The organism is Granulosicoccus sp. 3-233, assembly GCF_052681095.1.
In genome coordinates this window covers 25,284-38,722 of sequence record NZ_JBQYLE010000014.1, presented here as the reverse complement: position 1 = coordinate 38,722, position 13,439 = coordinate 25,284, and the positions used below count along the sequence as shown (strand labels likewise).

Genomic DNA, 13,439 nt, shown 5'->3' with positions numbered 1-13,439 from the left:
CATGAATAGATCGGTGTCCTTTCAACCGCCCAGGAAGCTGAGAGTCTTCGCTTTCGACCCGGCCACCGGCAATCGTCATGCCAATCGCAGAATTCGCGAGATGACGATATCGATTCCCTGGGAGCTTGATCCGATTCCTCGTGACCAAGCCTTCATCGGTCCGGATGGCGAGTATCTGCAGATCGTTGACTTTGATCCGGCAAGTGGTCTCTTTTACGAACCCATTGATCTCAATGACCCCGAAGTACTTCATAACAACGGCCTTTCGCCGTCTGAAGAGAATCCGTTTTTTCATCAACAGATGGTGTATGCCGTCGCGATGAACACAATTTCGGTATTCGAGCGAGCGCTGGGCAGGGTTGTGCTCTGGGCACCACGACGACATGATCCAGACCATCCCGATCAGGATCGATACGTCGGCAAGCTTCGTGTGTATCCGCACGCTCTGCGAGAAGCCAATGCGTTTTATGACCCTCACAGGATTGCACTGTTGTTCGGGTATTTCACGGCGGGCCGTTTCAGTCGATCAGCACCACCTGATTCGGTTGTCTTTACCTGCTTGTCTCACGATATCGTGGTCCACGAAACGTGCCACGCCATCCTGGACGGCATGCACCCCCACTATGTGGAAAACAGCAACCGGGACATGTTGGCACTGCATGAAGCCTTTGCCGATATCGTTGCAGTTTTTCAGCATTTCTCCCACCCTCGAGTGCTGGAGGACCAGATAGCCCGCACGCGAGGTGATCTTGAAAGACAAAGCCTGTTGGGGGCATTGGCACAGGAGTTTGGCCAGGCCATTGGACATGCAGGGGCACTCCGGGATGCTCTTGGGCAGTATGTTGACGGCAAATGGCAGCCCCGTGAACCCGATAATGAAACCCTGGACCATCTGGCTGGTCCTCATGCCAGAGGGGCGATACTGGTGGCAGCTGTCTTCCGCGCTTTCTTGTCGATATATCGCGCTCGCGTTGCAGACCTCCTGCGCATCGCATCCGGAGGTAGCGGCATTCTGCGAGACGGCGAGATAGACCCGGATCTGGTAAAGCGGCTTGCCCACGAGGCGGCGACGTCCGCGCAACACATCCTCCGAATGTGCATTCGGGCCATGGACTACGTGCCACCGGTCAACGTCGATTTTGGCTGCTTTCTTCGGGCTGTCATCACTGCCGATCACGATCTTTACCCGGAAGATGATTACCACTACCGAAGGGCCTTCATCGAAGCCTTCACCGCATGGGGGATTGTTCCTGAAGGCACCCCGGTGATCACTGAGAGGTCGCTCATCTGGCCGGAATTTCGTGAAGCCGCAGCGGATCATCAAAGAGAGCATGATATCGATTCCCTGGAAGCCGACTTTCGCGGTTTGATTTCTCGTCCTGATGAAATATTCAAGGAACTCAAACGGCGTAACGACATGCGAGACAATGCAGGCCGCGAGCTGATCAGGGAACTGGAGTCACTGAAAGACAGGCTCGTTCATCGCTTGCAGGAAAAACAGGAAAGTTCGACACAAACGACATCGGCGAGGCGCAGCCTCAGAGCATTCAGCAAGAATGACGTGCTGCAGAGGAACCTGCTCGGATCGGAATTCTCCAATGATCGCGCGGTGGTCTTCCTGGCGCGGGAATTCTACTCCCTGATTTTCTGGGGAATCATATCAGGTCAGCAGGATAACGAACTCTTGCACATGATCGGCATTACGCTGGAGAATGATGCGCCGAATACGATCAGTCGATCAGAGATTACCGGGCTGCCGACCTTCCAGGTGGGCTCAGTCAGAATGGCCAACCGGGTTGGCAAACGTGGCCAGACAGAGAGCGAATACGTAGTCGAGATCATCCAGTCGCGTGATGGTTTCCTCGATCGACAGATTCAGGCACTTGCGGACAAGGGAACCAGGACAGCAATCACTCGGGCGTGGCGCAAGTTGCATGGTCAAAAGCCTTACCGGCGTGATTTCCTGTATCGCTGCGGCTGTACCTTGTTGATCGACACGAAGAGCTTTGAAATACGCCGTGTCATTCGAACCAGATATCGTGCAGATGAGGATGAAGGGCTGGAGCGAATGCGGCGCTTTCTCAAAGGTTCGACGTGGCAGGCTCGCAATGCCTTCGATGACCCCACAGATGGCCAGGGAACGTGCAACGCCTTTGCAGAACTGCACCGACATGTCGAGAGAGGTCGGTTCTGATGGCCAGGATGAGCTCCCCGACAAGTGGTGTCAAGGTGCGCATGTATCGGCAAGGACATGGAGACTGCTTTCTACTCGCTTTCGCTGGCCGCGAGGGAAGAAGAAAGCGAACTGTCTACGTGCTGATCGATTGTGGCTTGAAACCCGGTTCCGAAGTCAACGATCAGAAGATCGAAGCGGTGATCAACGATATCCACGATGCAACGAACGGGCATGTCGATATCGTGATCGCTACGCATGAGCATCAAGACCACGTCAACGGCTTTGCGAAAAAGAAGAATCGCAAACACCTGTTCGACAAGATCACCATTGGACAGTGCTGGTTGGCCTGGACGGAAGATGGGTCGGATGAACTGGCCAACGCACTGCGAGAGAGGTTCCGCGACACCCTGGTCACTCTGGCTTACGCTCAGGAGAAGGTTGAATCGCGGAACAAGGACAGCGACCTGGCCGCTCGATTATCGGACCTGTTGAGTACCGAGACAGGTGATGATGGTCGTCCAGTAAAGCCAGGGGAAGAGGGGCGGGGAATTCTGGAGGCCTTCCGGATGGAGAAGAAAGCCAACCCGTTCCTGACAACATCCGAACTGGCAGCATCAGCGGTTCGTGGTATCACGAACAAGAATGCCATCAAATACCTCAGGAATCGATCAGAGGAATCGACAGTGTATCTCAGTCCTGATTCTCCTCCTGCATCGATTCCTCTCGTGAAGGACCTTCGGATCTACACACTGGGTCCACCGCGAAACGAAGCCCTGTTGGTCGACCTCGACCCGGTAGGCGATGAAGAATTCCACCTGGGTTTATCCGGGCGTAACCGGAATCTGGGAGGAGACACACGGGGCTTCGCACAGGCAGTCGCGACTGACACGGCTACGAACGCGGAATTTCAGCCCTTCAGTAAACGTCACGGCATACCTCAGGACGATATACTGACCCGTACCCTACCGAACGCGTCTGCAGGAGCCCAGTCATCGCAGCAAGCGCGACTGGATTATCTGCGACAAGTCTATGGCGGAACGGGTCCTGATGAAAACGATGAGGCGACAGACTGGCGCCGCATTGACGAAGAATGGCTCGGTACCGCAGAGGGTCTGGCACTCCGATTGAACAATGAGGTCAACAATACCAGTCTGGTTCTTGCCTTTCAGCTGCCAAAGACAGGCAAGGTGCTTCTCTTCACCGGTGATGCACAACGGGGAAGCTGGATTGGCTGGTCGGACCTCGAATGGACCGACGATGAGAACAGGACGACAACCGTACGTGATCTGCTTGCTCGCTGCGTGTTGTACAAGGTCGGGCACCATGGCTCACACAACGCCACCCTCAACGGCACCAGTGCCGACGACCATGCCAACCTGGGCTGGATGGCAAGAGGCGAATTCGCAGACGACTTCGTGGCAATGATTCCTGCAAACACACCCTGGGCACTCGGCAAATCGAAACCCTGGATGCATCCTCTGCCACAGATCGAAGAGGCTCTGACCAAGAAAACTCGTGGTCGCGTATTCCGAAGCGATCGCGATGCAATCGAACAGCCAGATGAGGCCGTGATGTGTACTGCCGAATGGCAGGCATTCAAGAAACTTTGCAAGGAGACGAAGCTATACTTCGAATATTCCGTGGAAGACAGGTAGCGCCGCTTTCGGCAAGATTCCAGTTGACGCAGGGTACTGTTCGACTGTCCAGTCGATGTCCCGAGCTTTGAAATTCGGTCCTGACACGGTTGCAAGGCATGACGATGTGGTATTCCTGCATGAAACAGGAAGAAGCGTGAGCAACAAACTCCAAAGCGACATCGAACGCCAATTGACCTCTCGATGTCGTCGCTTGAACTCAGCGCCGATAGGGCGCGACGATGGTCAGTATGTCCTGTGCTGGCTACAGCAGACCCTTCGTGGAGCAGCAAACCCAGTCATCGATGCCGCAATTGCGCTGGGTAACTCCCTTGATCTTCCGGTGGTCGTCTATCATGGAATCGGTCAGCACTATCCACATGCATCTGACCGACTTCACCAGTTCATTCTGGAGGCATCTTACTCACTCGAACGGGATGTCAACGATCGCGGGTTGCGTTTTCTGCGTGTCGTGGAGCGTCAGGAGCAACCCGCAAAAGGCCTCGTTTATCGCCTCGCTACAGCTGCTGCTGCCCTAGTGATCGATGACTTGAGTGCTTTCGTCGGCCGATGGCAGGCCATGCGAGTAGCCAAACGTCTTGACATTGCGGTTATAGCAGTCGATGCCGCACGCCTGGTTCCTGAACAGGCAATTGGCTGTGATTGCCCTACTACTCGCCAGTTCCGCGCAAGAGTCGGCGACTTGCGTGAAGAGTGGAGTGGTGATTACGCCAGTATAGAGGCGTCAGTGGCACCCTTTGAAAACGAGCTGGCATCCAGACACGATGCTCTCGGACACAACTGGCGTAAAGGAATTTCCACACTGATTCGAGAGTGCGATATCGATCACTCCCTGCCTGCAGCGTCCTGGTGTACGGGAACTCGAGAGGCTGGTCTGCAGCAATTGTACTGGGCTGGTAGCAAGGTCATCCCCGGCTATGCATCAAATCGCAACAATCCAGCTGTATATGGTACGACCTGTCTTTCCCCTTACCTGCATTTTGGTGTGCTGGGCCCGCAGGATGTGGTTGGGGTGGCATCCCAGATAGAAGCGCCGCGCGACCAATGGAAGTTTCTCGATGAGTTGCTCGTGTGGAGAGAGTTCTTTCATCACACGTCCCTGAGGTTTGACGACCCCACGGCATTTGGCAATTTTCCAGAGTGGGCAAGACAGACTCTTGCCTTGCATGCATCGGATCCTCGACCGGTAAAATACGATTTGCATGCTCTTGTTCATGGACAGACGGACGATGAAACCTGGAACGCTGCGCAACGCCAGTTCCTGATCGATGGCTGGATGCACAACAACCTGCGCATGTATTGGGGCAAAAGACTGATTGAGTGGACCGAAACGCCTGAGGCGGCCTGGGACACTGCCTGCTACCTGAATGATCGATTCAGTCTGGATGGAAGAGATCCCGCGACCTACGGCAATTTGCGGTGGTGTTTTGGTTCCGGCAGGCCAGCCGCTGAGGTACCGATTTACGGATCGGTTTCTCGAAAGAGTGACAGGATCATGCGTTCGCGACCAGGTGTCAATGAGTGGTTATTCACCGCAGCCAGGCGCGAAGGCCCGATGGTATCCATCCCCGAGAAGATTCCAGTGTGGAGTCAACCCCAGGCGTCCGGAAAAACTGCTGTACCTTATTCCGACTCGGAGAACCAGCGTGTCAAGAGATGAAACCTTCCGCCTTCCCGACCATTTCGGCGAAGGTCCTGTGAGGGTTCACACCATTGCATGTCGGAGATGTTCAGTCCTCACTCATTCATACAATCCTCTCACATGCAGGTATGACTACCGTAGAGTTGCCGAGAGATAAAACGTGTGCTTTGTAGGAGGAGGATAAATGACGACGATAAAGTACAGTGAGTCGCAGGGCAACAACAGTCCAGACATCTGGGGCATCTATGAATCGGCAACAGGATCGATCCAGTACATTTGCGCCGACCCGGATACGAAACAGGCGGCGCTGATTGACATCGTGCAGGACTATGATCCGGCGTCTGCGAGAACCGGGTTCGAATCAGCCGATAAGGTGCTCGACCTGGTCAAGCGCGAAGAGCTTGAAATCGTGCATATTCTCGACACTCATCCGCATGCGGATCACCTGATGGCCTCGTCTTATCTCAGAGAGAAGACCGGGGCACCCAACGCCATAGGCGAAAAAACCAGAGAAATTGCTGATCTCTGGGAAGAGATATACAGCATTCCCGACGCATTCGATCCGGAAGCTGATTTTGACAGACTCCTCGCAGAGGGCGATACATTCAAGATCGGTGATCTCGACGTTGAAGTCTGGCTATCACCGGGACACACACTGGGGTCTGTTACCTATCTCGTCGGGGACTCTGCCTTTGTTCATGACACGCTGATGTTCCCTGACACTGGAACATCTCGCTCTGATTTTCCGGGTGGGTCGACCACAGAGCTCTGGAATTCCATCCAGCGAATACTGTCGTTGCCAGACGAAACCCGGCTGTTCGTCGGTCACGACTATTGCAGTGACGAGCGAGACGAGCCGATGTGGGAAGCTACGGTGGCGGAACACAAGTCAGGCAATGTGCATCTTGCTGACACGTCGATGGAAGAGTTTCTGTCGCTGCGGCGTGAACGTGACAAGACATTGAGTCTTCCAGACAGAATGCTTGCTGCTTTGCAGGTGAACCTGAGAGCAGGCAAACTGCCCAGCGGCGACAAACCATCGCTGACAATTCCGCTGAACCGTTTCAAGGGAGATGGCGCATGACCAGCACGGCAGACAGCCTTGTCAACGAGGCGAGAAAGACCGTTCCAGCCACAATGCCGATCGATGCCCGTGCTGATGCGGACGCCGGGTACGCGATCATCCTTGATGTGCGGGAAGCTGCAGAGCTGTCGTCCGTGGGAACGCCAGTGGGCAGCATACACGTGCCGCGCGGCTTGCTGGAGTTCAAGGCCGATCCTGAAACCGACACCGCCGAAGAAGCGCTGACTATTGCGAAGGCGCAGGGTCTCAAGGTCCATGTGCTGTGCGCCTCGGGCGGACGCGCCGTTCTGGCTGCACAGACGCTGAATACAATGGGCTATGATGCAACGGTAGTCGAAGGCGGCATGAAGGGCTGGAAAGAGGCGGGACTGCAAGTTGCAAACTCGCAGCACTGACCGCGCTGCAGTTGTAAACGAAGTACTTGAAACACTCGGAATACTCCAGCTTCCTGGCGAGAGGTCCGGCTTCAGGCGGCAAGACCGATCGCACTTATCAGGTTCCGGTAGTGCGGAAACGGATCTACAACCGCAGCTCCAGTCACAGGAGTACAGACATTCCGTGCGTACTCATATGATTCAGCCGCCAATATCGTGTCAAGCGCTACGTTGCACGATCCAGTTACCAGACCTCAGTGGATGCAGGCGGTAGCTACCAGAATCAGAGCTGGATCGATACCGAAAGTGCTTTCCAGGCTCTCGTCGGAAAGTCTCAGCCAGTCATTCTGCGCCCGGTAAGCCAGTTTTTCCCTCTCGGCAGGACAGGCGAAAACCGTCCCTGATTCATCCTGTAGATAGTGCACCATTTCGTGAACGAGAATGGAAAGCTCCGCGAGTGATTTGCCTGTCCACTCACTGGATACAAGAATCGCGCGCAGCTCCTTGTCGTACAAGGCTACGATTTCAACTTGAGCCTCGTCTGCCTCTGTACCATATCGCCGTGCGACAAGCTCAGACTGTGGCAGTGCAATGATGTCCGGATGGGACGTCGGAATTCCAAGTTGATAATGCGAGTCCAGCCATAGAACGGTGAAATCAAGAAATGTCGGTCCCGTGCGCTGTTCCGCGGAAGCGATGACAGAGACGGCTGAGAGGACGCAGGTCGCCAGAATTCTGCAAAAAATTGCATTGAGCATGACGATTCTCGTGAAGAGGATGTGTCGTCACGAGCATCGAACGCTGCTACAGTGGAGTCATGAAAGAAGCCTGAAAGAAGTTGGAAATTCGGTTGATATTTCCTGAATCCTGGGCGGAGTCGAAGATGAACGCATCCAGAATCAGCATCGGTCATCTCACGTTGAGCCAGCGCCTGGGGTGTCTGGAGGATCGACATGGCAATATGTGCCACCTTCGGCCAAAATCCTACCGAGTTCTCGAGATATTGGCTGAACACAGAGGCGCGCTGGTTTCAAAGGACGACCTCATCGCTGGGGCGTGGAATGGATCGGTAGTGACAGATGAATCGCTGTCACAATGCATCAGCGATATCCGCCGTGCTCTAGGAAAGGATGACGCGAAACTGCTGCGTACGGTGCCACGACGCGGTTATGTGCTCGAGGCGGAGGCGGAGGCTGAGATCCTGTCGAATCCCGCTTCACCAGCATGGGTGGTTCGGGCAGTGGTATCGGTCGCAATTACTGCCGTACTGTCGATCTCCTTGTTCGTCACAACCATGAGCCCCAAGGCGACTTACATGGCGACACAGGAGGTGGCCGACAGTCATGACGCTCCACGAGTAGATCCAAGGGGCCAGGACTGGCGCGAGCGGGATGCCAACGATGCCTTGCGTGCGGAGTTGCAGGATACTCTGGTATCCGACCCTCGGAATGCAGATGCATGGGCGCAGTTGGGTGTCACCTTCTGGCTGGAGGTCAAGCACAGCGCGTGGGGCGGTGGTCGCCGTGAGCTTGCACTGTCGCTGTCAGCGCTTGAACGCTCGCTTCTTCTTGGCGGGGGAGCGCTTGCCTATCGTACGCTGGCCGAAGTGCGGCTCGATGCGCCGTTCCGCGATGCCAGGTCTGTAGTAGATGCGCTTGCGGCCGCGCAAGCCGCGATCCATCTCGACCCAGTCGATCCCAATGCTCAGATGATCCTTGCCGATGCTCTCCTGGCCAATGGGCACGCTGAAGACGCAATTCCGCTGATTGAACAGCCGCTCGCAGCGCTTGCGACGCCGCCAGACCGGTATCGGGAAATTGCGGGACTGATCTATCTCGTAGCGGGCGAATCGTCAAAGGCTGTTGAAGAGTTCGGACGCCTTCACGGGGCCGGTACGTTCTCTGGAATGCGTGATTACACCGGATGGTTTCTGGCAGCAAGCCTGGCTCATGCAGGTCGGATCGATGAAGCGTCGACAGTGGTCAGGCAAGCACGAATTTCACGGCCCGAGCGAACACTGCAAGGTGTGGCAGTTTCGCTGAACCGGCTAGCTGACAAGGGCGCTCTTGATACAGTACTGGACGGCCTGAGACTGGCGGGAATGCCGGGTTGATCCTTGATGGTTCATCGAGATACCAGCAGAAATCGACATCGGTTTGGCTGCGTCTCGATTATCGCCCCGAGGATTGGGCTCCATCGCCTTTGAAATCGAGGTAACTCTTCCAAGCCATGGCGACTCTCGGATCTGCGGCAGTTTCGGCCTTGATCACTTGCGTCCACGAAAGCTCCAGGGCATCAAGAAGCTGAGGGGGCCACTCGAGGACTTTCACCCCGCGCGCGCGGAAATCAGCAATCGCATTGTCCTGATGCTGAACTGCAATATCACGCGTCCAACGGAGAGCTTCATCGCAGGCACGCTCGATCGAGCCACGAATGCTCTCCGACAACGCAAGCCATGTCTTTTCCAGTACAAGCAGTTCAAGTGCTGTGGAAGGCTGCTGCCAACCCGGGATGTAGAGATACGGTGCATATTCCGGAAATCCCAGCAGGGAATCAATCGACGGCATCGCGAACTCAGCCGCATCGATCACCCCATTCTCAAAGGCTGGACGAATGTCGCTCGCCGGGAGTTCATAGGTCGTAACACCAAGGTTTCTCAACGTCTGAGCGCCGTATCCGAAACTTCGCATGGCCAGACCATTCAGATCATGCGTCGTATTGATGGGAAAGCGAAACCATCCTCCAGCTTCTTCGGGCAGGACGCCGCAGTAGATGCTCCGCAGCCCATGATGTGAGTATATCTCGTCAAGTGCACTGGCGCCTTCACCTTCCTTCATCCATGCGGAAAACTCATCCGGATCAGGTCCGAACGGAAAACCCCCGAAGAGAATCAGTGCCGGCTCCTCGCGATGGTGATGTCCTGGTGAACCCCAGACCGCATCCACAAGGCCCGAATGGAGCGCCTCGAAGGCATCCACATCAAGAACAAGCTGATCATGCACCTCGATATGAAGTTCCCCATTTGCCAAGGCATTGACTTCGTCAGCAAAGACACGCGCGGACTCCCCGAAGAGGTGGGGGTGCAACAGGCTGTTCATACGCCACCGCTTCTCATCCGCCGACGATACAGACGTCGGACAGACGATGATCAGACATAGCAGAGAAAACCGCATCCAGTCGGGCATACCGATAGCCTACGCGATAGCACAGTGAAAATCTTGCTTATTGGCGTGGAAAGCAACTGGAATTCTCAGGACGGTATTATTGTACCGGATTGAACTACGTCAGATGCGAGTACTTCCGGAGAAGATCTCGGTCCGCAGTTGAGCAACGCGGGTAACCTGGCGCTCCGACCCGTGCTTCAACACAGGGAGAATTCTCATTGCAGGCTTCATCCGCAATTACCTCCATCATTTCATTCACCCTGTCAGCCCGATCGAATTCTGTGCGTCACATTCAAGAAAGCCCAAACAACCAAAGTTGGAGAAATGCCATTGCAACTTTTTTCCTGCGCGCTGCGTATATCCATTGAACGACAAGCAAACTCAGGATTAAAACAATGAAAATCTCTACCATTACAGTCGCCATTCTTGCAATGACGTCAAGTTTGGTCTTTGCTGGCGCCCATTCCATGAGCCCTACAGTGGAAGCGACAGATCAGGACGTTTCGAACGGTATTGTCAGTGCGAGGATGGTCAATGCCGACGCAAACGGCTGGATGGTTGTGCATCGTACTGACGCTGAAATGAAACCTGGCCCCGTTGTGGGCTACGCTCCGATCCGCAAGGGCGGAAATATCGATGTTGCAGCCATCTTGCAAGAATCCGTCGCACCTGGAGATATGCTGATGTTGATGGTTCATGCAGAAGATGGAGGTATGGCCAAAGGTATCTTTGAATATACTCTAGGCGCTACGGAAGACGGTCCAATCCGGGTGGATGGCAAGTTGGTGATGACTGTCATCACTGCCCAGTAGACCTTCATCCCTATGGCAATGGCAGTTGTTTCTTGCATACGCATGATGAAGAATTTTCCCGGTAGGTAACGATTTATTGGTGTTCTCGATAATTTTTGCATTCTTGCATCTTTGCAACCATGTGCCACGTATGGTTCTGTGTGGGAGCTCAATCTTCGACCAGCAGAGTGTGCTTTGAAGACATCCCCACGGAATAGACAAAATGCTGAGGCATCAACGGGAGAAAAGGATGAACAGATCTATCAAGAACATCGCCGCACTGGGTGCCCTGTGCGCAAGCACGGGTATCTGGGCAGGCCACACCAATGAAGTACTGGAAGCGGAACTGGATGGACGCGAGGAAGTTGGCGCTGATCCGTCTCAACGGCTTGTCGGCGACCCCGATGGCAAGGGCGAAGCCTATGTGTTTGGTATCGATGGGGACACAACGACATTGTGTTATGTGTTGACAGTCAAGAAAATACAACTCGTACCTGTCGGAGAAGGGATGGCAGCACATATTCACGAAGGTGTGCGTGACAGTAATGGCCCCGTTGTGGCGGCATTGGCAGGGCCGGAAGATGGCAATGCAGGTGATTGTCTGACAGAAGGGGAGACCGGCAAATTCCCGACCGAAGAGGCCGGCATTGTGCAACGGATTCTGAACAATCCGGAACAATTTTATATCAATGTACACAATCCGGCGTACCCCGATGGGGCTATACGCGGGCAATTGAAAAGTCAGCTGCACGAGCATGACCATGGTGATATGGAACCTTCGGATGGCGATGCACCGTCGGTTCCAATGAACCTGTCAGCTCAGGTGTATTCGTCCAGCGCACTCGAATTGTTCTGGGACCGTTCGACGGACACTGACGGCTTTGTTGTCGCCTATGCAGTCTATCGCGACGGACAATTTCACAGCTCTGCTCAGGGAAACAGCTATTTCGATGAAGATCTGAGTCCAGGTACCACTTACTCGTATAGCGTAGTGGCAATCGATAACCTTGCCAATGAATCTGCGGGTTCAGCGGCCATCGAAGCGACGACCGGAAACTAGTATTTCCGTTTAATATTGCAAGTCGAGCGTCCCTCGAACGCTCGACTTGCGATGGCTGTTGACCTCTCCGGTATTCTGCCATTCGTGAAAAAACTGTTCGACGATAGCCAAGCTCTGTTCAATCAAAAATCAGCCCCTGCCGCTACCGTACGTAATACAAGCCGGTGAGCCTATCGGTAGTCGATATTGATGCGGGCCGGTGTCTGCCCCGTAGTTTCTTGGCGTCATGATTGACAGGACGTTGTCGCAAATTCTCCCTGCGGGCTTTCAAACAGGATGCTAGCACCGAAGAAGCCGCCAATTATCTCATCGGAGCCAATCGCACACAGCGTGAAGAGCCCGCAGAATTCAGCTCGACCTTCCACAAAGTGCCGCCAGTTCGAGGTCGCATGGCGCACGCAATACTCGTCTGGATCTGGATCTGGATCTGGGTCTGGGTTACCAATCAACGGTGCACCGAGTTTGTCGGCCATGCCGGCAACAGCTGCCATCTGCCGACCGCTGCGTAGGGCGTAGTCCGGGTCGTCGTATCCCCACCAATCCCAGCATCCATTCGGATTGCCACCAAGGGGGTCGGTCGACGATGCCGAGACGATGTGCGCCTGAGGATAGAGCACAACAATGTCGTTGGTCTCTGCCCAGCGATTGTAGCCAGTGGTGCGGACATACAGATCACCTATCTGGTCCAGTGTCTGCTGGCAGCCGTGAAACACGACATGCAGTTTGCAGGATTCGCCCGCTGCACAGGTTTCCGGCACGTACACGTATCCAAGCTGGTCCATACCGTGCGCTTCCGAATTGGCAAGGAATTCATCCTGCTCGAATACGCGCAGGTGAGTCGGGTCTGGCGCTCTCGGCGCATTCAAATCACCATAGAGCCAGGACAGGATATCCCCGGCCTGATCGATTCCGCAGTCGTTGATGAAATCAGGCTGGGTCACGCCACAACTGTTGGGCGCGCCTTCCGCAAGGAATGCGTGGCCCGCTGGAACATCCGTCACGTAGCGCATGTTCTGGGCCGCCACACCAGCTCCTCGATAAAAGTCGCGCGCCGCGTCCATCACCGGAGGTGTGACCGTATTGTCTGACGTACCGCTGAAAAGATAGAGTCGATCCTCTGCCAACCCGGCCAGCGCATCAATTTTCTCATCTTCTGCAAGAGACCGAGCTACCTGTAGCAATGCGGCATCGTCCGGACCACCTGGCAGTGTTTGCATGCATTGGTTCAACGCCGTCAGAACACTTCCGCGTGCACAGTAGTAGGGCCCACCCGCAACCACACCAGCTCCTGCAATATTTCGGGAAAAGGTCACATGAAACTGTACCGCCATGTACGCACCACTGGACAGACCAGAAACTGTCGTGCCGGTGGCATCCAGTTCCAACTCCGGAAGCGGTTGTGCTGATGCAGTCCCGGCAACAGCAACGGTGAAGGCAATCACCGTTCGAGCATTGACAGATCGCATTCTGTTTGTCGCCTGATTCGCAGAGAA

Annotated in this window: 11 protein-coding genes; 8 read left to right on the top strand and 3 right to left on the bottom strand. The window is 54.8% G+C overall.

Translation table 11 applies throughout. The annotated features are described in order from the left end of the window. Nucleotide 1 precedes the first annotated feature (1 nt). The 5 genes from ACUNV4_RS26410 (at nucleotide 2) to ACUNV4_RS26390 (ending at nucleotide 6,952) form a co-directional block, all read left to right on the top strand. Nucleotides 2-2,194: a hypothetical protein gene (locus ACUNV4_RS26410; protein ID WP_430881657.1), complete on the top strand. Its 2,193-nt coding sequence runs from the start codon at nucleotides 2-4 to the stop codon at nucleotides 2,192-2,194. A gap of 8 nt (nucleotides 2,195-2,202) precedes the next feature. Next, nucleotides 2,203-3,831, top strand: a complete 1,629-nt coding sequence (locus ACUNV4_RS26405) for a hypothetical protein (protein ID WP_430881656.1) — start codon at nucleotides 2,203-2,205, stop codon at nucleotides 3,829-3,831. 136 nt (nucleotides 3,832-3,967) lie between these two features. Then, complete coding sequence (locus ACUNV4_RS26400) at nucleotides 3,968-5,491, top strand: hypothetical protein (protein WP_430881655.1); 1,524 nt, start codon at nucleotides 3,968-3,970, stop codon at nucleotides 5,489-5,491. Nucleotides 5,492-5,657: 166 nt separating this feature from the next. After that, on the top strand, nucleotides 5,658-6,557 hold the full coding sequence (locus tag ACUNV4_RS26395) for an MBL fold metallo-hydrolase (RefSeq protein ID WP_430881654.1): 900 nt from the start codon (nucleotides 5,658-5,660) through the stop codon (nucleotides 6,555-6,557). Continuing rightward, the gene (locus tag ACUNV4_RS26390) at nucleotides 6,554-6,952 is read left to right on the top strand and encodes a rhodanese-like domain-containing protein (protein WP_430881653.1); all 399 of its coding nucleotides are present in this window, start codon (nucleotides 6,554-6,556) and stop codon (nucleotides 6,950-6,952) included. The genes ACUNV4_RS26395 and ACUNV4_RS26390 overlap by 4 nt, the downstream gene beginning before the upstream one ends. Nucleotides 6,953-7,185: 233 nt before the next feature. On the opposite strand, the gene ACUNV4_RS26385 is transcribed toward ACUNV4_RS26390, so the two are convergent. Continuing rightward, a complete protein-coding gene (locus tag ACUNV4_RS26385; RefSeq protein ID WP_430881652.1) occupies nucleotides 7,186-7,689 on the bottom strand; it encodes a DUF6647 family protein in 504 nt (167 codons plus the stop codon). Nucleotides 7,690-7,814: 125 nt separating this feature from the next. Between ACUNV4_RS26385 and ACUNV4_RS26380 the strand changes: the two genes are divergently transcribed. Then, nucleotides 7,815-9,044: a winged helix-turn-helix domain-containing protein gene (locus ACUNV4_RS26380; protein WP_430881651.1), complete on the top strand. Its 1,230-nt coding sequence runs from the start codon at nucleotides 7,815-7,817 to the stop codon at nucleotides 9,042-9,044. 58 nt (nucleotides 9,045-9,102) lie between these two features. Here the strand turns inward: ACUNV4_RS26380 and ACUNV4_RS26375 are convergent, their stop codons facing one another. Beyond that, the gene (locus tag ACUNV4_RS26375) at nucleotides 9,103-10,029 is read right to left on the bottom strand and encodes a TRAP transporter substrate-binding protein (RefSeq protein ID WP_430881650.1); all 927 of its coding nucleotides are present in this window, start codon (nucleotides 10,027-10,029) and stop codon (nucleotides 9,103-9,105) included. 461 nt (nucleotides 10,030-10,490) lie between these two features. Between ACUNV4_RS26375 and ACUNV4_RS26370 the strand changes: the two genes are divergently transcribed. Both ACUNV4_RS26370 and ACUNV4_RS26365 read left to right on the top strand, forming a co-directional pair. Beyond that, complete coding sequence (locus ACUNV4_RS26370; RefSeq protein WP_430881649.1) at nucleotides 10,491-10,907, top strand: DUF7282 domain-containing protein; 417 nt, start codon at nucleotides 10,491-10,493, stop codon at nucleotides 10,905-10,907. 229 nt (nucleotides 10,908-11,136) lie between these two features. Continuing rightward, entirely contained in the window at nucleotides 11,137-11,946 is an 810-nt protein-coding gene (locus tag ACUNV4_RS26365) for a CHRD domain-containing protein (protein WP_430881648.1), read from the top strand. A gap of 224 nt (nucleotides 11,947-12,170) precedes the next feature. On the opposite strand, the gene ACUNV4_RS26360 is transcribed toward ACUNV4_RS26365, so the two are convergent. After that, entirely contained in the window at nucleotides 12,171-13,388 is a 1,218-nt protein-coding gene (locus tag ACUNV4_RS26360) for an extracellular catalytic domain type 2 short-chain-length polyhydroxyalkanoate depolymerase (protein ID WP_430881647.1), read from the bottom strand. Nucleotides 13,389-13,439: the final 51 nt, after the last annotated feature.